This is a genomic window from Clostridium sp. DFI.1.208, assembly GCF_024463855.1.
GTDB lineage: Bacteria > Bacillota_I > Bacilli_A > Erysipelotrichales > Erysipelotrichaceae > Clostridium_AQ.
The window spans coordinates 1-18,388 of the sequence record NZ_JANGCA010000011.1; the positions used below are offsets into that span (position 1 = coordinate 1).

20 protein-coding genes are annotated in these 18,388 nt (G+C 46.4%); 4 read left to right on the forward strand and 16 right to left on the reverse strand.

Annotated features, from left to right (window positions below; translation table 11 throughout):
• Positions 1-318 precede the first annotated feature (318 nt).
• From NE665_RS07530 to NE665_RS07545, 4 genes are all read left to right on the forward strand, one after another.
• Positions 319-591 (forward strand): DUF3795 domain-containing protein, encoded by a 273-nt coding sequence (locus NE665_RS07530; protein ID WP_117445054.1) that lies wholly within the window; start codon positions 319-321, stop codon positions 589-591.
• Positions 591-959 (forward strand): MmcQ/YjbR family DNA-binding protein, encoded by a 369-nt coding sequence (locus NE665_RS07535; protein WP_117445053.1) that lies wholly within the window; start codon positions 591-593, stop codon positions 957-959. The genes NE665_RS07530 and NE665_RS07535 overlap by 1 nt, the downstream gene beginning before the upstream one ends.
• A gap of 769 nt (positions 960-1,728) precedes the next feature.
• Positions 1,729-2,529 (forward strand): PHP domain-containing protein, encoded by an 801-nt coding sequence (locus tag NE665_RS07540; RefSeq protein WP_117445051.1) that lies wholly within the window; start codon positions 1,729-1,731, stop codon positions 2,527-2,529.
• 4 nt (positions 2,530-2,533) lie between these two features.
• The gene (locus NE665_RS07545; protein WP_117445055.1) at positions 2,534-3,169 is read left to right on the forward strand and encodes an acetyltransferase; all 636 of its coding nucleotides are present in this window, start codon (positions 2,534-2,536) and stop codon (positions 3,167-3,169) included.
• A 495-nt stretch (positions 3,170-3,664) separates the two neighbouring features.
• Here the strand turns inward: NE665_RS07545 and NE665_RS07550 are convergent, their stop codons facing one another.
• From NE665_RS07550 to NE665_RS07625, 16 genes are all read right to left on the reverse strand, one after another.
• Positions 3,665-5,179: an IMP dehydrogenase gene (locus NE665_RS07550; protein ID WP_109770918.1), complete on the reverse strand. Its 1,515-nt coding sequence runs from the start codon at positions 5,177-5,179 to the stop codon at positions 3,665-3,667.
• A 188-nt stretch (positions 5,180-5,367) separates the two neighbouring features.
• Positions 5,368-6,573: a UxaA family hydrolase gene (locus NE665_RS07555; protein WP_117442584.1), complete on the reverse strand. Its 1,206-nt coding sequence runs from the start codon at positions 6,571-6,573 to the stop codon at positions 5,368-5,370.
• A 75-nt stretch (positions 6,574-6,648) separates the two neighbouring features.
• Positions 6,649-6,942 carry a UxaA family hydrolase gene (locus NE665_RS07560; protein WP_117442583.1) on the reverse strand — a complete coding sequence of 98 codons (294 nt, stop codon included), beginning with the start codon at positions 6,940-6,942 and terminating at the stop codon, positions 6,649-6,651.
• Between the two features lie 150 nt (positions 6,943-7,092).
• Positions 7,093-7,737 (reverse strand): ribulose-phosphate 3-epimerase, encoded by a 645-nt coding sequence (locus NE665_RS07565; RefSeq protein ID WP_117442582.1) that lies wholly within the window; start codon positions 7,735-7,737, stop codon positions 7,093-7,095.
• Positions 7,734-8,420 (reverse strand): ribulose-phosphate 3-epimerase, encoded by a 687-nt coding sequence (locus NE665_RS07570; protein ID WP_117442591.1) that lies wholly within the window; start codon positions 8,418-8,420, stop codon positions 7,734-7,736. The genes NE665_RS07565 and NE665_RS07570 overlap by 4 nt, the downstream gene beginning before the upstream one ends.
• Before the next feature lies 1 nt (position 8,421).
• Positions 8,422-9,552 carry a mannitol dehydrogenase gene (locus NE665_RS07575; RefSeq protein ID WP_117442581.1) on the reverse strand — a complete coding sequence of 377 codons (1,131 nt, stop codon included), beginning with the start codon at positions 9,550-9,552 and terminating at the stop codon, positions 8,422-8,424.
• Positions 9,549-10,895: a mannitol dehydrogenase gene (locus tag NE665_RS07580; RefSeq protein WP_233104674.1), complete on the reverse strand. Its 1,347-nt coding sequence runs from the start codon at positions 10,893-10,895 to the stop codon at positions 9,549-9,551. The genes NE665_RS07575 and NE665_RS07580 overlap by 4 nt, the downstream gene beginning before the upstream one ends.
• Positions 10,896-10,996: 101 nt before the next feature.
• On the reverse strand, positions 10,997-11,947 hold the full coding sequence (locus NE665_RS07585) for a phosphoglycerate dehydrogenase (protein ID WP_117442580.1): 951 nt from the start codon (positions 11,945-11,947) through the stop codon (positions 10,997-10,999).
• Positions 11,944-12,585 (reverse strand): ketohydroxyglutarate aldolase, encoded by a 642-nt coding sequence (locus NE665_RS07590; protein ID WP_256302519.1) that lies wholly within the window; start codon positions 12,583-12,585, stop codon positions 11,944-11,946. The genes NE665_RS07585 and NE665_RS07590 overlap by 4 nt, the downstream gene beginning before the upstream one ends.
• 7 nt (positions 12,586-12,592) lie before the next feature.
• Positions 12,593-13,090, reverse strand: a complete 498-nt coding sequence (locus NE665_RS07595) for a hypothetical protein (protein ID WP_117442579.1) — start codon at positions 13,088-13,090, stop codon at positions 12,593-12,595.
• A 22-nt stretch (positions 13,091-13,112) separates the two neighbouring features.
• Positions 13,113-13,526, reverse strand: coding sequence for a PTS sugar transporter subunit IIA (locus NE665_RS07600; RefSeq protein WP_117442578.1), 414 nt, complete (start codon positions 13,524-13,526; stop codon positions 13,113-13,115).
• 350 nt (positions 13,527-13,876) lie between these two features.
• Positions 13,877-14,701, reverse strand: coding sequence for a PTS system mannose/fructose/sorbose family transporter subunit IID (locus NE665_RS07605; protein ID WP_117442577.1), 825 nt, complete (start codon positions 14,699-14,701; stop codon positions 13,877-13,879).
• 2 nt (positions 14,702-14,703) lie between these two features.
• Complete coding sequence (locus tag NE665_RS07610) at positions 14,704-15,456, reverse strand: PTS sugar transporter subunit IIC (protein ID WP_009273135.1); 753 nt, start codon at positions 15,454-15,456, stop codon at positions 14,704-14,706.
• A gap of 109 nt (positions 15,457-15,565) precedes the next feature.
• On the reverse strand, positions 15,566-16,051 hold the full coding sequence (locus NE665_RS07615; protein ID WP_178759805.1) for a PTS sugar transporter subunit IIB: 486 nt from the start codon (positions 16,049-16,051) through the stop codon (positions 15,566-15,568).
• 20 nt (positions 16,052-16,071) lie between these two features.
• Complete coding sequence (locus NE665_RS07620) at positions 16,072-16,725, reverse strand: bifunctional 4-hydroxy-2-oxoglutarate aldolase/2-dehydro-3-deoxy-phosphogluconate aldolase (protein WP_233104673.1); 654 nt, start codon at positions 16,723-16,725, stop codon at positions 16,072-16,074.
• 13 nt (positions 16,726-16,738) lie between these two features.
• On the reverse strand, positions 16,739-17,722 hold the full coding sequence (locus tag NE665_RS07625) for an NAD(P)-dependent oxidoreductase (RefSeq protein WP_256302520.1): 984 nt from the start codon (positions 17,720-17,722) through the stop codon (positions 16,739-16,741).
• Positions 17,723-18,388 lie beyond the last annotated feature (666 nt).

Genomic DNA, 18,388 nt, shown 5'->3' on the forward strand with positions numbered 1-18,388 from the left:
GTAAAATCATCGATGATATAGAAGGATTCAGAGTTCTTGGATTTTGTAACTTTAATACGCTTGCTCATAGGAATCACCTGCCTATGTATATTATACCATAAAGTACCTTAAAGTACGAATATAAAATCAAATAAATTTGACAAAAAAATAGCTTATTTAAGCCATATTTTAAACTTTCAACTTTTTTAAGTGTAAAACTTCCGTGTTCTTGAAGCTTGTAAGAATAACCGCCGCATGTATGGCGGTTTTTTACAATACAGATAGCACTGCTTGTTATATAATCAGGTATATATTTCATAAAGAAAGGGAGTGCGGATTATGATCGAATCACGTTGTGGCATCAAATGCGGAAGCTGTGCATACAAAGAGCAGATGGGCTGTGCCGGCTGTCTGCATATACAAAAACCGTTTTGGGGAGAGAGCTGTCCTGTCAAGCGCTGTGTGGAAGAAAAACAGCTCCAGCACTGTGGGGAGTGCGAAACGTTTCCATGTGAGCTTGCGAAGGCATTTGCCTATGATGAAAAACAGGGAGATGGTGGAAAACGTCTGGAAACCTGCCGCTGCTGGAAGAGGGAAGGTATTGCGGGCTAATGGATGCGGAAGGTATCAAGACCACATTGCAGGCAAAGCCTGGTGTAGAGATGGATTTCAAGCTGGAATGGGATGCATTTCGATTTCTTCTCTTTGATAAAATGTTTGCTATGCTGGGGTACAATAAGCAACAGGAGAGGATTCTGACGCTGAAGCTTCCACCGCAGGAGGGAGCCTGGTATCGGGAGGAGTATGCATTTATAACGGAAGGCTACTATATGAATAAGGTACATTGGATCAGTGTACGCTATGAGCTGGCATCTGAAGAACTGATGGAGGAGCTCATGGAAAAGAGCTATACGAATTTTTTGCAGCAGCTGACAAAGAAGCAGCAACAGCTGCTTGCAAAGAGAGGACAGCATTGCTAGATAACCGGATATTTCTTATTAGGAATATCCTTTTTATTCGCTATGCAGCGTACAGAACTTCGATTCCTGATTTTGTGCCATTATTTTAATCCATGAAATGCGCAAATTGTGAAGGCTCCCTTCCTATATGCAATGCAGGGCAACTGTTCTCTCCCTAATATCTTTTTACGAAAATGCACACAGAACGAAGTATACGCAGGGCGATGTGTACCAAATGCTGTACGCTGCCCCTTACCAGCAGGAATCATAACTCATGATCGGGCAAATTCTGAGAGTGTCTATACAATATAGAAGATAGCATAGCTGCTATACACCTTTCCCTAATGTTTCTTTTCAATTCTTCCGTCTTTAGATTTTCCTTATGCCATGGCGATGAATAGTAAGCAGCTTTCAGCTTTTTCCTGCCGAAACTCTCAGTAGCATATTGACATTTCCCAATTCCGTTTTTATAATAAAGGTAATTACAGCGATACAAGATTAAGTGATGAAAGATGGTTAGCGAACTCATGATGGTGAAAGATGAGGGCATTGGAAGTCATGGATTACGCTTGTTGAGTAGGATCATTGAAGCTTTAGTAGATGATTTCGTTTGGAGACGTTATCTCCCAATCAAGATGCGCACCTTTTTTTGTCGTGCGAATCAGGATGGCACCGCGTGTAAGCACGTTCCTGTTGGAATGTGCTTTTTTGTTTTCCGCGAAAGGGAGTGGTGCCTATGTAATTGGTAAGCACATGTTTTCCGTTACACAATAGAAAAGGAGGTTCTCTTATGAACAAACAGAAATTTAATCTTCATACACACACTGCACGCTGCGGACATGCGGAAGGATTGGATATCCAGTATATCCACAGTGCAATCGATGCTGGGCTTACCCTACTGGGCTTTAGTGAACATATCCCTTATCCGGAAATGCATCTGCCTGCCTGCCGTATGCTCTATGAACAGAAAAACGAATACCTGGATACGATTCGGAATCTGCAAAAGGGATTTCAGGACAAAATCAAGATCAAGGTTGGCTATGAGGTGGAGTACATGAATGACCATGTGGAATTTCTGATGCAGATGAAGCAGGAATGTGATTACATGATTCTGGGACAGCATTGCCGAGAAATCGGTTATGAGTATGACTGCTATTGCAGCAACAAGGATGTTTTGACGTATGTAAAACAGATTGAGGACGCACTGGAGCTTGGCATCATCACCTATGTGGCACATCCGGATTATTTCATGCTGGGAAGAAGACTGTATACCGAAGAATGCGTGGAAGCGGCTCACCGCATCGCCAGAGCAAGCATCCTGCATGATATTCCACTGGAAATCAATCTGAACGGTTTTCATTATGGGAAGAAGACCTATCGGTTTTCCGACAAGCCATGGCTGAATGTTGAACGCTACCCATATCCGTTCCGTGAATTCTGGGATATCGTAGCATCCTATGGCTGTAAGGTTCTGTATGGCTTCGATGCACATTCCCCGATCACGCTGCTGGAAGCCCACCGCATCCATATGGCTGAAGAAATTCTGGAAGGCATTCCGCTAAATTTTACAGATGCCATCTGCTTGCGGTAATGCTATGAAACGATTACTGATCTGGGGAGCGAGTGATCAGGCGGTGGTCACACTGGATTGTGCACAGGCGATGCAGATGTATGGGCAAATTGATCTCATGGGCATCACCACGCAGAAAATACGCCTGTTTGCACAACATCGCGTGATGATGGAGGAAAACGTCATCCATGCAAAGCTGTTCCATGCCTATGACGAGGTGATTGTCGCAACAGGGGATAATCGTCTTCGTCAGATCCGCTTGCAGATATTAGAGGAATATGGTATTCCCATAGCTACCATCATCCATCCCTCGGCAATCATCAGTCCGACTGCTCAAGTGAACTGTGGCAGTACCATATTGGCAAATGCGGTCATCCATACCTTGGCACGTATCGGAACAGGATGCATCATCAATACAGGAGCTATTGTCGAGCATGACTGTGTTGTAAAGGATTTTGTCAATATGTCACCAAATTGCGCCATGGCAGGCCATTGCAGCGTGGAAAGCAGAGCATTCCTCGGTATCGGAAGCACCCTGTCTCCCGCTGTCACTATTGGCGAGGATGCAGTCATCGGAGCGGGTGCTGTCGTACTTACCGATATACCAGCACATGCGACGGCTGTCGGAGTTCCGGCGAAAATCATTAAGCAGAGGGACTGACAATTCTTCATGAACAAAAAAACCGTTATTCAGGTATATTCGGGAATAACGGTTTTCTTACTTTAAGTATCCCTTTCTAAGTAAAATACGATCCTTTTATGTTCCTGCTTTTCTATGAAGTCGTTTTACAAAATAGAGCGTGCAGGTTATATTATCTCCGTCCACATCACCTTGTGTTTTCTTTTATGAAGCAGCTGCTGGAGGATAAGGAAATCCTGTCATAGATCTGCTTAATTCTATAAGCGTTATTTCATTCTGTTGTTCCGATGAATTTGGATTCGCTCATAAGTTCTCATAGCATTTCTATCGTTGAAGCTAAGCTTTAATTTTCCCTCTTGAAATTTCTGATGCTACTTCCTTTGCTATGGATTCCTTTTGCAGGATATCTGCATATTGTTTTCAATATATATCAGCCTACTCACAAGACTATAGGAAAAGCCAAAAAAGCGGCATGGATTTTCTTCCATTCCGCTTTCCTTATATATATTGGAAAATTTATTTTACTTTGGCATCCAGTGTGTTGTCCTTCACAACAACATCATGTGCCCCGCCTTCTACGATACTTGTAGAAGACACGAGTGTGATTTTGGCATTTTTCTGCAGTTCCTCAATCGTCAATGTTCCGCAGTTGCACATGGTATGCTTCACCTTGCTCAGGGTCAGATCGACATTATCCTTTAAGGCCCCTGCATATGGAACATAGGAGTCAACACCTTCTACGAAGGAGAGCTTTTTGCTTCCGCCCATGTCGTAGCGCTGCCAGTTTCTGGCACGTGCGCTTCCTTCTCCCCAGTATTCCTTCATGTAGGTACCGTTGATCGTAACCTTCTTGGTTGGAGATTCTTCAAATCTGGAGAAATATCTTCCCAGCATGACAAAGTCTGCGCCCATGGCAAGCGCCAGGGTAATGTGATAGTCATGAACAATACCGCCATCACTGCAGATTGGAACATAGATTCCCGTTTCCTTATAATATTCATCACGCGCTTTCGCAACATCAATGGTTGCCGTTGCCTGTCCGCGGCCGATTCCCTTCTGTTCACGGGTGATACAGATAGATCCACCGCCGATTCCGATTTTAACAAAGTCTGCGCCTGCTTCGGCAAGGAAACGGAAGCCCTCCGCATCCACGACATTACCGGCACCGACCTTCACGCTGTCTCCGTATTTCTCACGAACCCATTTCAATGTACGTGCCTGCCATTCGCTGAAGCCCTCACTGGAATCAATGCACAGAACATCTGCACCGGCTTCAATCAAGGCAGGGATACGTTCTTCGTAATCCCGGGTATTGATACCTGCACCGACAATATAGCGCTTCTGATCATCCAGCAGCTCATTTGGATGCTCCTTGTGGGAATCATAATCCTTGCGGAATACGAATGCCTTCAAATGCTGGTTCTCATCAATGATCGGCAGCTGGTTCAGCTTGTGCTCCCAAATCATATCGTTTGCCTCGCTCAGCGTGCAGCCCTCATTACCATAGATCAGCTTTTCAAACGGTGTCATGAAATCCGCTACTCTTGTAGATGGATCCATACGGGAGGTACGATAATCTCTGCTTGTGATAATACCGAGCAGCTTTCCCTCCGGTGTACCGTCTTCGGTAACCGCCATGGTCGCATGTCCTGTTTCTTCCTTCAGATCCAGTACATCCTGCAGCGTAGCATCCGGACGGATATTGGAATCACTGTATACAAAGCCTGCCTTTGTCGCCTTTACACGGCGAACCATGGCAGCCTCATTCTCAATCGTCTGAGAACCGTAGATGAAGGAAATGCCTCCCTCTCTAGCCAGTGCACATGCCATCTTTTCGCCTGAAACAGACTGCATGATTGCGGAAACCATCGGTATATTCAAGGAAAGCTCCGGCTCTTCCTTGCCTTTTCTAAATTTTACCAGTGGTGTTTTTAAAGAAACGTTTGCTGGGGTACATTCTGCGGAGGAATATCCTGGAACTATCAGATATTCACTGAATGTACGTGAAGGTTCATTAAAATAATATGCCATTTTCACATCTCCTTTTCCATATTCAATTTTTTATAAACTTTCCCGATTAAAAATTGATATTTTAATACATTATAAAGACATTCACTTTTGAAGTCAATATGGTTTTGAAAAAATTTTCATGATTCCGGAGAACCAGTTGAGAACCTGACATTTTGTACATATCATCTGTATTTTACAAACCCTCAGAATCAATAATAGTATGTCTCCACCTGCTCTTGTTTACTCCCCGCATTCCTTATGTATCTGCCGACGCGGGCAATCGCTGTCTCATAATAGCCCAGAATCTCACTGCGTGTCAGCTTGCCGCTTGCGACCTCTGCAAGCTCCTTCAGGAGAGCATCCCGCAGCTCCTCCATCGTTTTATCCCCATAGATGAGCGGGCTTGCATCGAAATCCAGATTATCCTTCATGCTTTCCGCTGTTTCACGATTTGCGGACACCTTGATTACGGGGACGATCGGATTTCCGGTAGGAGTGCCGCGTCCTGTGGTGAATAGAATCAGCTGACAGCCACCGGCAGCCATGCCGCTCATACTGATGGGATCGTTGCCCGGGGTATCCATAATGACAAGTCCCTTATGATGAATGGGCTGTGCATAATCATACACTGCCTGTATCGGTGCATGTCCCGCTTTATAAATACAGCCCAGAGATTTTTCCTCCAGCGTGGTGATGCCGCCTGCCTGATTTCCCGGAGAAGGATTTCGCCTGCGTACATCATCATGCACACACAGCATGGCATCCTCATAATGACGTACGATGTCCAGTATCTGTGCGGATACCTCTGCATTTACAGCCCGTCTGGCAAGCAGCTTTTCCGCTCCGATGAATTCGGTGGTTTCCGATAACACCGCAGTGCCTCCTTTGGCAACGATTCTATCCGCCACCTCACCGAGCAGTGGATTTGCCGCAAGACCACTTGTGGGATCGGAGCCTCCACACTCCATCGCCAGCATCAGCTCTGAAACATCCGCCTCTTCCCGCTGCATCCTGCTTGCCTCACTCACCATCGCCCGTGCACAGCGAACCGCCTGTTCCACCGTGCGCAGTGTTCCGCCGCACGCCTGAATGATAAAGGTTTCCAGCGGCTTATCACAGCGGCTTTTGATTTCCTTTGTAACCAGCTCCATCTGACAGTTTTCACAGCCCAGAGAGATTACAATCGTTCCATATACATTCGGATTCGCAGCCATACCGGCCATTGTCCGCAGTGTACATGCCTGATCAATCGGTGTCTGTGAGCAGCCCAGCTGATTATGGAAGCTGACCGTACCCTGTACCTGCTGCATCACCTGTCGCGCCACATCGCTGGCACAGATGCTGGCAGGCAATATCAGCACATGATTGCGGATGCCGATACGGCCGTCACTTCTTCGATAGCCTGTAAATTTCATCGCTGCCTCCTTTTCTTTGCAAGCGCTGTGCAATATAGCAAAGAAGCAGCCTGCCTGTTTTTCTATATTGTCTTTCTAGCATTCTACCCCTTCTTTCTTTTCGTAAGAGCAAGCATTATGCACATGCACATGCATCCCCTGTGCAATCGCAGCGCTCGCTATTCCGATACATTCCCCGTATTTGATAATCTGTTCTCCCCTGTGTATCTCACAAAGTGCTGCCTTATGATAGATGGGAATATCCTCTTTTATGACAAAGCTATGCTCCTCACCCCGTGCATCGGTATAGCTGCATACCTCATTCTTCTTAAAGGCTTCTATCAAAACGACAACATTGTCCCGTTCATTCATCCATATAGCACGTTTCATTTCAACCTCCTGGCAATCGCCATCTGAACATAGGAAAAGGGATGTATACTGCAACCTGATTTTCACGGATCCAGACCCTAACAATCCGTACGTTTCCCTATCGAATCAGGCGCATACATCCCGTGTAAACGTCATTACAGTTCCTTATGATTATAGGGAGCGCAGCTTGTTCATGTTTTCCGCATAGCTGCCCTTCCCCTTAAATAATGCACTCGTTCCAAGCACGAAGCCGTCAACCCCCAACGCATGATATTCCTGAATCACAGCAGGAGAGCATGCACCATCGAGTACGAGCTGATAGCCGTATACCGTCTTGCACGCAATCAGCTCACGAATTTTGGCATCCACACTTTTGATAAAGGATTGTCCGGCAAAGCCTGGAAACACGCTCATGATCAGGACGTAGTCACAATGAGGAAGCAGCTCCTTCACATAGCTGAGACTGGTGTCCGGATTGATGGCAAGTCCGGCAAGTCTGCCTTTGGAGCGAATATACATCAGGGTTTTCATAGCCTGCGGCTCTGCCTCAGGATGAATATAGATCAAATCTGCCCCGGCATCCAGAAACCAGTCGATTTTTTCCGCCGGATGGCTGATCATCAGGTGTACATCCACCATACGTTTTGTCAGTGCCCGGACCGCTTTCACATCCAGCAGCCCCATCGTGATGTTTGGTACAAAGCTTCCATCCATCACATCACAATGGAAAATATCAGCTCCGGCTTTCTCCAGTGCATGGATTTCATCCTCCAGATGGGCATAATCCGCACACATCATACTCGGACATAGCATCATAGCGCCGCCTCCTTCATCCTTTGCAGATTTTCCTGTAAAGCTGCGTCCCCTTTGAATAATCCGCTGGTTCCTCCCGTCAGTATGCTGGCACCGGCGGCAATGACCTGCGGTATAGTACCAGCATGGATGTTGCCATCTGCCTGAATACGACAGGGAATTCGATTTTCCACGATGCTCTCTTTCATGCATCGGATGTGCTCAATCGCTTCACTGCGCATCGTTTGACCGGCATAGCCCGGCTGTACCGTCAGCTTTAAAATCCAGTCCACCTGTGCTGCCAGCTTTACAAAATCCGCAGGCACTGCGGTATCACTGCGCATTGCCAGAATCGGACGGCAGCCTGCCGAGCGAATCAGTGCAAAGATTTCTTCCAGATCATCGTCGATTTCATAATGCACGGCGATATAATCAGCACCTGCTCTAGCAAAAGGCACAATGTAGGGACGTACATTTTCCACAGCCAGATGCACCTCAATCGGCTTCTCACAGATGGGACGTATCTTCTCCAAAATCAGATCACCGAATACAAAGCAATTATTAAAGCAGCCGTCCACGACATCATAATGCACAAAATCAATATCTGAAGCATTGATCTGTACGATGGAATCATACAGATGCAGCAGGTCTGCACACGACAGGGATGCGCTTACCAAAAGCTTCCTGTCATTGGGAACACAGCGCATATTATCCAAACAGAATCTGCATGATGCAGATGTTGTCTCTGTTCTTTTTGATTTCATACAGGTAATGCTTTACATGCTCAACCACCGGCTCATTTCCCTCCAGAGAATTGATTTCACAGAAGGTCGTAATCAGATCCTTATCCATTTTCGGCTCTGTTTTTCCCTGCAGTTCATCCCAGTAAACAAGTGCCGCTGCCGCAACAAATTCCAGAATACGCGGATCCATGTCATGATCCAGCAAAATCTTCATCGGTGACATGATGCGTTCCGTTGGTCCCAGCTTCCTTGCAGGGGCACGACCGTTTTTGATATTGTAATCCAGAATGCTCTTATCACGGAACTTCGCAAGCGCACGATTGGTGAAGGCCTCCTGATCCTCTTTTGTAATCTGGAAGTAATCCTGTAATGCCGGGTTCAGCTCCTCCATCAAACGCATCATGAGTGCATCAATATCCGGATCACACGCCGCATCGCCGTATACCTCATAGCCCTTGATATACCCGCAATAGGATATCAGTCCTGCCAGACAGTTATACGTATAGATTTTACGTTTGAAGAATTTTTCAAAGTCATGCACAGGAACGGCTCCTTCAAAGTCCAGCTCGTCCAGCTCATCCGCATCATATGGGAAGTACGCCTCGTTCATGGACAGAATATCCAGGCGGGTGTCGTGTATACTGACTGTTGAACAGAAAACAGCCGTCTGTGTTACCGTATAATCGCCCTCTACGCCGGCGTCTTTTAAATGCGTACGCAGTACCTTTGCGGGATTGATGCCGTTTTCCGCAGTCAGAAAAACGGTTTTCTTCTGTTTTCCACACATGCCGGCCTTAACCTGCTGTGCCACATCACCCAGGTTTTGTTCCCCGGTGGAGGTCACGATGAAATCTGCCTCCCGTATGGCCTGATCCGCTTCTTTGGAATACGTAAAGGCTGCTTGAAAGCCGTTTACATAAATCGGTGTGCGGTCTTTTTTGTAGAAGTGAATACAGAAGGCACGATCCTCATCCAGCATGCGGACAAGCTCTTCCTTCTTGTCGATAAAGGTGATTTCATAATCTCTTTGAAACAGAAAGCGGGTCACATACCCACGCCCGGTTTGTCCGGCTCCAATGACAACGGCCTTTTTCATGCAGCTTCTCCTTCCCTGATCCAGCCTTTTTTCTTCAGCTCCTCCACAGCCTCTTTGATCAGCTGCGCAATTTCTCCCTGAGGATCGATTTCAGAAATTGTTTTCAGGATATAATCGATACCCTTTGTTTCCCGAATCTCCTTCAGACGCAGTGCATCCCGATCCTCAGGATTGTCAAAATAAAGTGCAGCGGCAGCACCGAGGGCAATCGCCTTCGGCTTGATACCGGCAGATAATGCAATGCGCATCGGTCCGATGAAGCGATCCTGGGGGCCAAGCTTACGAATCGGATCTCTGGCAATCCGTGTAACCAGATCGACAATGGCACGATCCGTATATTTTGCCTTCGCTGTTTTGGAGAATTTGATTTGACTTTCTTCATTGATTCCCATACCGTGAATCAGTGCATAATTGATTTCCTCATATACCTGATCCAGGATCGGCTCGATTTCCGGGTCGTTAGCGGATTCAGCCACATAGGTCAGTCCCTTCAGCTTTCCCAGATAGGAAACAGTCGCAACGCTGGTATTGTTGGTATAAATTTTCTGTTTTAACAGATCACCGAAGTCCTGTACAAATTCCACATACTGCCATACTGGAAGCTCTCCCTTCAGACGGTCTCTGTCGATTGGCAGATAGCGCATATTCTGTACCCAGGTATCCATTTCGTTGGTCACCTTATCCGGGTCGGGTGCTCCTGTTCCCGTGCACATGATAACGGATTCACTAACCCCGACATATTCCTCAAACAGCTTGCGCTCCTCTTCATTCAGATTGGTCAGGATGGCTTCCTTTACATCCTTTGCCGGATCGATCCAGTTTTCACACGTAACAATGTTGGAGGTATGTACTGCATTCTCTTCCACCAGCTTTTTAAATGCCCTTGCCAGTGTTTCACCAACATTGCCCATGTTTTTCCCACCGCATGCCGTGAACAGAAAATCGGCTTCCTTCCAGCAGCTGCTTAGCGCATCGATATCATAAAACAGATGCGCTGTTACATCTTCCATATGTGTATTCAGCTCTTCCGCTCCAAGTACATGAATTGTATATTCCTTTTTTTCATTCAGTTTCTCAACCATTGCCGGACTGGCATCGAAATACGTGATTTCCACGCCATTGGCATGCAGCAGTTCGCTGACAAAGCCTCTTCCGATTCGTCCGGCTCCCATAATCATAGCCTTCAAATGCGTCCCTTCTTTCCGTGTTGTCCACACACTTTCCTGTTTCCTGTGCAAACCGTTTTCAATCCCATGAATACAGTTCCTTTCGCTTTTTCCAGCGTCCGAATTGACATCCATCGGCTTGTACGGCTTCCTCTCTTTTTCAGCCTCTGTATGCATGAAAATACTGCTGTGCAAGCAGAGATGCTGCTGTTGCTTCCTTATCCTGTGCTGTGCTGCATCAAATGCCATGCATACGCATTTTCATTCCTACGTATGCGCTATGCTTCTTCCAACAGCCTGATCAGGTTATCGGTTGCCATTTCTACCGTATTGGATTCCGCTTCCACCGTACGCGATCCAATATGCGGTGTCAGGATGAAGTTGTCCATATGAAGCAGCTCCTGTACCCAGTCCTCCTGAACCGGCGGCTCACTTGTGAATACATCACTTGCCGCTGCATAGATTTTCTTGTTTTTCAATGCAGTATACAGCGCCCGTTCATCAATGATACCGCCACGCGCCGCATTGACGATAACAGCTGTTTCCTTCATCATGTCAAACTGTGCATCCGAAATCATATTTCTTGTTTCATCATTAAGCGGTGTATGAATGGATATAAAGTCGGCAGTCTTTAAAATCTCCTCGATACTGCACTGCTTAGCAGCATAGGTATCCAGTACATCCTGTGCGATATCAAATACATCATAGGCAAGCACCTGCATCCCGATTCCTTGTGCCATGCGGGCTACATGCCGGCCGATATTTCCGAAGCCGATGATTCCCATCGTCTTTTTTGTCAGCTCACGGCCGGTTGGCTTGTTCCAGCCGCCTTCCCGTACCTGCACATTGCTGGATACCAGATGCTTGGCTGCCGCAAACAGCATGCCGATGGTCAGCTCCGCCACCGCATTGGAATTGGAGCCGACACAGCGTCCCACCTTAATTCCACAGGCCTCTGCGGTTTTCAGGTCAATATTGTCTGTCCCCACACCGAATTTCACAACGGCCTTGAGCTGCCTGCATTCCTTCAGCAGTGCACCGTCCAGCTCATCCACACCGACGATGATACCGGTACTGTTTTTCGCATACTCCACAAATGTCTCTCTTGGAAGCGGCTTGCCTGTCGTATTGATGTTCATTTCATAGCCCAAAGCCTCCAGACGCTTCGCCGCCTGTGCGCCATAAGCCGCATATCCCCGTGGCGTTACCAGTATGACTCCCCTGCTCATGCAGTACGTTCCTTTCTGCTCTCCTCCACGATGGCGCGCAGCTTTTTCGCATTTTCAGCGATATCTGCACTGCTTCCCTTTGTCAACAAACCGCCAAGCCCTACACTGTCCACACCGTTTTCAAACCAGGTATGCAGATTATCGAAATTCGCTCCGCCGCTTGCCAGAATCGGAATCTGCGGACAAGGCACCTTAAACACCTTGGCAAGATCCGGCCCGTAGTAATTGGAAATCGGGAAGGCCTTAATAAAGGACGCTCCCGCCTTTAAGGCTTCGATCATTTCCGTATAGCTTGTACAGCCCGGTGCATAGGGAATCTGATATAGATTTGCCATTTCCTGCACCTCTTTGTTGAAGGTTGGAGCAATGATGAATTCCGCGCCGTCCATAATCGCCAGACGGGCTGTCGTCGGATCAAGCACCGTACCGGCTCCGACCAGCAGCTGATCTGCGAAGGTTTCCTTCAAGGCACGAATCACCTCTCCTGCATTGTTGTTCGTATAGCTGATTTCCAGCACATCCACACCGCCGTCAATACAGCCCTGTGCGATTTCTATTCCGCGTTCAATGGTATCTACACGTACAATTCCCATCAAACCTGTCTTTTTAATTCTGCAAATTGTTTCTGCCAACATCATGTAAGCCTCACTTTCCTATCGTTTTATTTTTATACAGCTGCCGCACTCCTGTAAACAGGGCAATGCAGCCTCCGAGTGCCGCTGTAACAGTTTCCATCGTATTCTGCGTCTGTTCCAGCGCCAGACAGAGAAACAGTCCGGCCCCGATCATCAAAAGCAGTACCGCCAGCAGCATGCTGTTGCCTGCCTTGGCTGGTTTCTCTTTGCGCCAAGTGATATTTTTTCCTTGCACCCGATGCAGGGAGGGCAGTAATTTTTTATTCATCACAAGCAGCATGAGCACATACAGCGCAAGTGCCAGCAGTGCTGTGCCTGCGATACTGTGAAACAGGAAATACCCTAAAATAATGCTGATGGAAATGGCATTGATTTCCGCATGTTTCCACAGAGTAATCGCAAACTCCCTATGTTGCGGGAGAAGATAATACGCATGTTTCTTTTTGATATACAGCAGTCTTCTTCCTTTTGTATCTGTCCCTGTGGACAGCATCCATCCAGTCACCATTCTATCACCTCAATAGGAATTGCTAGATATCCAGCGCCTTGCGCAGATTTACAATCGTATCCTTGGCAACATCTGCCAGGTGGGCGGTAAGCTGATCCAGCTCCATGGAATTACAGCTGGAAAGTGCCTCCATCAAAAACGGCATATTGACACCGGTATAGCATTGCAGCTTGTGTGCTTCCTTCAATTCATCAATCGCCACAGCCGTCATATTGAACGGAGAGCCTGCAAAGATATCCACAAACACCATCACACCGTCGCCGGTATCGATTGCCTCTACCTTTTCACAAATGGCTTCCTTCAAATCCTCCGGATTATCCGTTGGATACAGACCTATGGTTTCCACATCATTCGACATGCTGCCGAAGAACATAGCAGAGCTTTCCTTCAGTGCCTGTGCCAGAGGGCCATGCGTTACAATTAAAATCTTTATCATACTGTATTACCCTTTCTCGTTGTTAGAAATACTGTTTATGCCAGACATAGCAGAAAGGATCGGCAGGAATTCCTATCAAACTGCATACCATACGACAGGTATCCTCCTGCGCAATCTTTTCCTATAACGTCATTGCTATGTCCTGAAGGAATCATCTTCACAGGATTATTCCTTTGAAATCATGGTTAAGAAAAGCATGCTGCCTTGGTAATGTTATGTTCCCAGCGGTTCCTGAAATCCGTCATGTAGGACACGTTTACAGGCTTTCAATCATTACCAAGGTGCATTATTCCGAAAAGCTGTTCCCTGAGAATATGAAAGAAACCCGTAAGGTTTCTTTCATGAAACTGTTAGCCAAGCAATCCGACTGCACCACCGATGAAGCCGATGATAAACAGAACGATCAGTACGGTTGTGATTTTCTTTCCCTTTACCTGCAGCCAGTATGCAAACAGCGTTGTCACAAGAGGCAGGAAGCAAGGGAATATCTTATTCATGATTTCACCAAGCTTCAGCGTTCCGGTCTTCATTTCGATTTCCAGAACTGCACCGATGCTGACGTATTTTACAATCATGGCACCCAGACAGAACAGCCCGACAATACCAAGGAAGGTGGTAATTTTCTTAACAAAGCCGCTTTCCAGGAAACGGTCAATGGAATCCATACCCAGCTGATAGCCGCGCATGAACATGAAGTAGGTGATAGCAAAGTCCAGCAGTGTAACGCCGATCCCATATGCCCAGGCACCCCAAACGTAGCCCTGCATCGCCCATCCCAGCGTAACACTCAGGATGATTGGCTTGATCAAACCTGCCCAGACCGTATCTCCGATTCCTGCCAAAGGTCCCATCAGGGCGGTTTTAATTTCTGCGATGATGCTGGCATCCATATCACCGGAGTCATCATTGGCAAGACCTTCCTCCAATGCGACTACCATACCGGGAAGGACAGCTCCCCAGCGTGGCTCTGTGTTGAAATACAGCATGTGGCGTTCCAGACCTTCCACCATCTTTTCCTGATCATTCGGATACAGCTTTTCAAAAATCGGACCCATGATCCATGCCAGACAGCCTGCCTGTAATCGCTGATAGTTATAGGTCATATGACTTGTCATGTGCCAGAAGAAGGCTGTTTTCTGGACATCGCGTTTTGTTAGTGAATGTTTTTCTGCCATGATTACTCAGCCCCTTCCTGTTCTGTGTCGTTGTTGAAACCAATCTTAATCAGAATAACTGCCAGACATACACCAACCAGTGCATACAGCAGCAAATCGGTCATGCCGGAATAAGCCGCAATACCAAAGCCCAGCACGAAGAATGGAAGCAGTGCTTTTTTGTACATAAACTTCATCAGCATGGACATACCTAATGCCGGCAGCATCTTCCCTACTGCGCCCAGACCGTTCATTGCCCATGTTGGAATACTGTTGATTAGTGTCTGAATATATTCACTTCCATATAATGCAATCAGGAATACCGGAAGTGCACGCAATACCAGAACGATTGCCGGACCACCCAGGAATTGAATTCTGCGGATGCCGCGCCAGTTTCCCTTGGCAGCGAGAGCATCCATTTTCACCGGCCACAAGGATGCGATTGTCATGTATGCGACATGCACATAGTTACCTAATAAACCAATAGGAACCGCAAACGCTACGGACGTGTCAATGGACATACCGCCCTGTATTGCTACAAATGTACCAAGCAGACCTGCCCAGTATAAGTCAGAGGCATTTGCTCCTCCTGCAGAAATCCAGCCCATGTAAGAAACGTTGATCGTTGCTCCGATGATCGTTCCCTGTACGGGATCACCGTAAATCAGACCTACCCAAAATCCTGCCATTACCGGCTCACGGAAAAAGTACCAGTGATATGGTCCCTGAATACCGTTGAGCAGTGCAAGCAGCCCCATTAACAATGCTTGTACCATGAAATTTCCTCCTTTTCATTGTCAATTCATCTACTACATACGTTACTCTTGTAAAACACCTATGATATGATCATCACCTCCATGTGATCGAATACTATTGAATACCCGGCTAGAATTTCGCCAGAGCATCCTTGAACGGATACGGATTATCTTCCGGGATCGGCTGCATAAACACATCTACGCCGCCCTGATACAATACGTTCAGCTCCTCCGCTTCCGTTTTCGACATAACTACATTTTTATAAATATTCTTCTTATCACCGGAGCCTTCGATACCGCCAACCTGCAAAGAAGGGAATGTGATGCCTGTCTCCCACGCTGCCTTTGCCTGCGATGTATTTTTAAACAGAATCAACAGGTTGCTTTTTGGAAATTCTCCTGCCTTCCATTTTTCCGCAGCCTCAGCGACATTCCAAACGATAACCTTGACGCCGCTTGGCGCAGCGCCCAGCAGAATCTTTTTCAGAATCGGACTCTTTGCGGAGCGATCATCGATTACAACGATGCTTTCGATTTCATATTTTGCGACCCAGCGAGTCATAACCTGCCCATGAATCAGTCGAAAGTCAATTCTTGTCAATTTTAAGTTTTCCATAATAGTTTTCCTTCTTTCTACTATTGCTTTGCGATTTCCACAAATCGCTGTGCCCGTCTTGTCAGTTCTTCATAATTGCCTTCTTCGCGGCATTTCTTATCTACCAGCTGGGAGCTGATGCCTGCTCCGGCAAAGCCCAGATCAAGATATTGTACAAATGTTTCCTCTGTAACACCTACGGTTGCGATGTAGTTAACATGGTGCAGCGGCGCATAGATATCCTTGCAGTATTTTAAGCCCAGTGTTCCTGCCGGAAACAACTTGATGAAATCAGCTCCGGCTTTATCTGCCGCAACAATTTCCGTCGGTGACATACAGCCCGGCATGGAGACCATGTCCAGAGCCAGTGTTTCCTTGACAATTTCCTCATCAAAGTTGGGAGAAACGATAAATCTGGCGCCGGCCTCCTTGGCGTTGTGTACCTGTTCTTTGGTCAGCACAGTGCCGATGCCCAGATACAGCGCATCACCAAAGCGCTCATGCAGCTGTTGAATATTCTCTTTCACCCGTATGCAGGTATTGGGATCAGCTGGATCGTAAGTAATTTCAAAGCAGCGGATGCCACCCTGGAACAGAGCCTCTGCCAGCTTCATCAGATCCTCACCATAAATCCCCCTTGTAATGACGACTATTTTTTCCTCTTTAATCTTTTGTATTGTGTCCTGTCTGTTCATATACGTATCCTTTCTATAAACCATTGATGATTTCCACCGGTCGTTCCCCTCTTTGCATGCAGTAGATGTCTTCCATGACCTTGCGGTTCATGTTCTTCATGCAGGTGTAGTTATAGATGGCGGAATGCGGTGTGATGGTTACCCGCTCACATGTAAGCAGCGGATTATCAGCCGTCATCGGCTCCTGTGCTGCAACATCTGCGCCATAGCCGAACAGCTTTCCACTTTGCAATGCGCACAGTAAGGCTGTTTCATCCACAAGGCCTCCGCGCCCCGTATTGATGAGGATGGCGTTGTCCTTCATTTTTGCCAGTGCTTGTGCATTGATGAGGTGCTTGCTGTCTTCGCTCAGATTTGCATGCAGACTGATAAAGTCCGATTCTCTCAGCAACGTGTCCAAATCACAGAGCTGAATCCCCTCTGCCATCACGCTTTCCCTGTCCGCGTACGGATCATATGCCAGTATGCGGTTTTGAAATCCATATTTCATGATGGTCGCAAAGCGTGTACCGATATGTCCGCAGCCAATCACCCCGCAGGTTTTCCCCCGCAGCTGAAAGCCCATGATTTCCTGACGATCCTTATTCCAGTCACCCTGATGTACCTTTTGATTGGCAATCACCACATTTTTTGATACGGCCATAAGAAGCGCTGCCGCCTGCTCTGCAACAGCATCCAGCTCTACATAGTTTTGAATATGGGTTACATACACCCCATACTTTCTCGAGCTTTCCAGATCTACATTGTTGAAGCCGATACCATGACGGGCGATCAGCTTTACATCTGTATTCCTGGAGAAAAACTCTTCATCGAAGGTTGGATAATTCCCAAGCAGTACATAGGTATATCCCTTTAACTGCTGTGCCAGTGTTTTCCCATCCATATCTGCACGCAGCAGCATTTTATCGACCGGCCCCACACGTTCTTCCAATTCTTGAAGATGCTCCGGAAATTCCCTGCCGAAGCTTGTAATATTGATCACTGCGGTTTTTTTCAAATTTATCACCTGACTCTCAATCCCTTTCTTTCACATCCTGCAGCATAGCTTCCGCTGCCTTACACTACCCATCATATTGAAAACGCTTTCGATGTCAAACGATCGATTTTAAGGCTAGTGTGTCACACTTTTTTCATAGCTGTTTTTCCATTTTATCGACTTGTTTTCATATAAAACGACATAGAAAGCCAGAAAACTACAGCATAAAAGCGGTTACATACTGTCACTGTGTTATTTTCGGCATAAAATAGCACAGTATTGAATCTGTAGTGTGTATTACATTGCACGAATATGACACGAAAAAAGAGCATATTTTCTAAAATCAAGCAGCTTTTTTTGGACATGCTGCAGATATTATGAAAATAGAAAAAAGAGTGAAATCTGAAATAGTTTTTCACCCGGTTACTATACATTAAGTTTTACTATTGTAAGATATCTTTTGTGAATCTCTCTGTTATATTTTTGCTTTCATGTCCACGTTTAAATATCAAACAGTAAAAATAGTTTATTCATGATTTTAGCTTACAGGAAGTCCTGCTCTATTGTGTGATCTGTCTGTATGGAGGGCTTCTTTGCTTATAGTTAAGAGAAGCACAGTTGATGCATTTCCTAATAAGACAATCTGGAATGATATACATAGCAAAAAATCCATTTAAAATCGTTCGC

Coding starts and splice junctions, on each gene's coding strand:
- NE665_RS07530 (WP_117445054.1), top strand. CDS start 319: ATGATCGAATCACGTTGTGGCATCAAATGCGGAAGCTGTGCATACAAA.
- NE665_RS07535 (WP_117445053.1), top strand. CDS start 591: ATGGATGCGGAAGGTATCAAGACCACATTGCAGGCAAAGCCTGGTGTA.
- NE665_RS07540 (WP_117445051.1), top strand. CDS start 1,729: ATGAACAAACAGAAATTTAATCTTCATACACACACTGCACGCTGCGGA.
- NE665_RS07545 (WP_117445055.1), top strand. CDS start 2,534: ATGAAACGATTACTGATCTGGGGAGCGAGTGATCAGGCGGTGGTCACA.
- NE665_RS07550 (WP_109770918.1), bottom strand. CDS start 5,179: ATGGCATATTATTTTAATGAACCTTCACGTACATTCAGTGAATATCTG.
- NE665_RS07555 (WP_117442584.1), bottom strand. CDS start 6,573: ATGAAATTTACAGGCTATCGAAGAAGTGACGGCCGTATCGGCATCCGC.
- NE665_RS07560 (WP_117442583.1), bottom strand. CDS start 6,942: ATGAAACGTGCTATATGGATGAATGAACGGGACAATGTTGTCGTTTTG.
- NE665_RS07565 (WP_117442582.1), bottom strand. CDS start 7,737: ATGATGCTATGTCCGAGTATGATGTGTGCGGATTATGCCCATCTGGAG.
- NE665_RS07570 (WP_117442591.1), bottom strand. CDS start 8,420: ATGCGCTGTGTTCCCAATGACAGGAAGCTTTTGGTAAGCGCATCCCTG.
- NE665_RS07575 (WP_117442581.1), bottom strand. CDS start 9,552: ATGAAAAAGGCCGTTGTCATTGGAGCCGGACAAACCGGGCGTGGGTAT.
- NE665_RS07580 (WP_233104674.1), bottom strand. CDS start 10,895: ATGCATACAGAGGCTGAAAAAGAGAGGAAGCCGTACAAGCCGATGGAT.
- NE665_RS07585 (WP_117442580.1), bottom strand. CDS start 11,947: ATGAGCAGGGGAGTCATACTGGTAACGCCACGGGGATATGCGGCTTAT.
- NE665_RS07590 (WP_256302519.1), bottom strand. CDS start 12,585: ATGATGTTGGCAGAAACAATTTGCAGAATTAAAAAGACAGGTTTGATG.
- NE665_RS07595 (WP_117442579.1), bottom strand. CDS start 13,090: ATGGTGACTGGATGGATGCTGTCCACAGGGACAGATACAAAAGGAAGA.
- NE665_RS07600 (WP_117442578.1), bottom strand. CDS start 13,526: ATGATAAAGATTTTAATTGTAACGCATGGCCCTCTGGCACAGGCACTG.
- NE665_RS07605 (WP_117442577.1), bottom strand. CDS start 14,701: ATGGCAGAAAAACATTCACTAACAAAACGCGATGTCCAGAAAACAGCC.
- NE665_RS07610 (WP_009273135.1), bottom strand. CDS start 15,456: ATGGTACAAGCATTGTTAATGGGGCTGCTTGCACTGCTCAACGGTATT.
- NE665_RS07615 (WP_178759805.1), bottom strand. CDS start 16,051: ATGGAAAACTTAAAATTGACAAGAATTGACTTTCGACTGATTCATGGG.
- NE665_RS07620 (WP_233104673.1), bottom strand. CDS start 16,725: ATGAACAGACAGGACACAATACAAAAGATTAAAGAGGAAAAAATAGTC.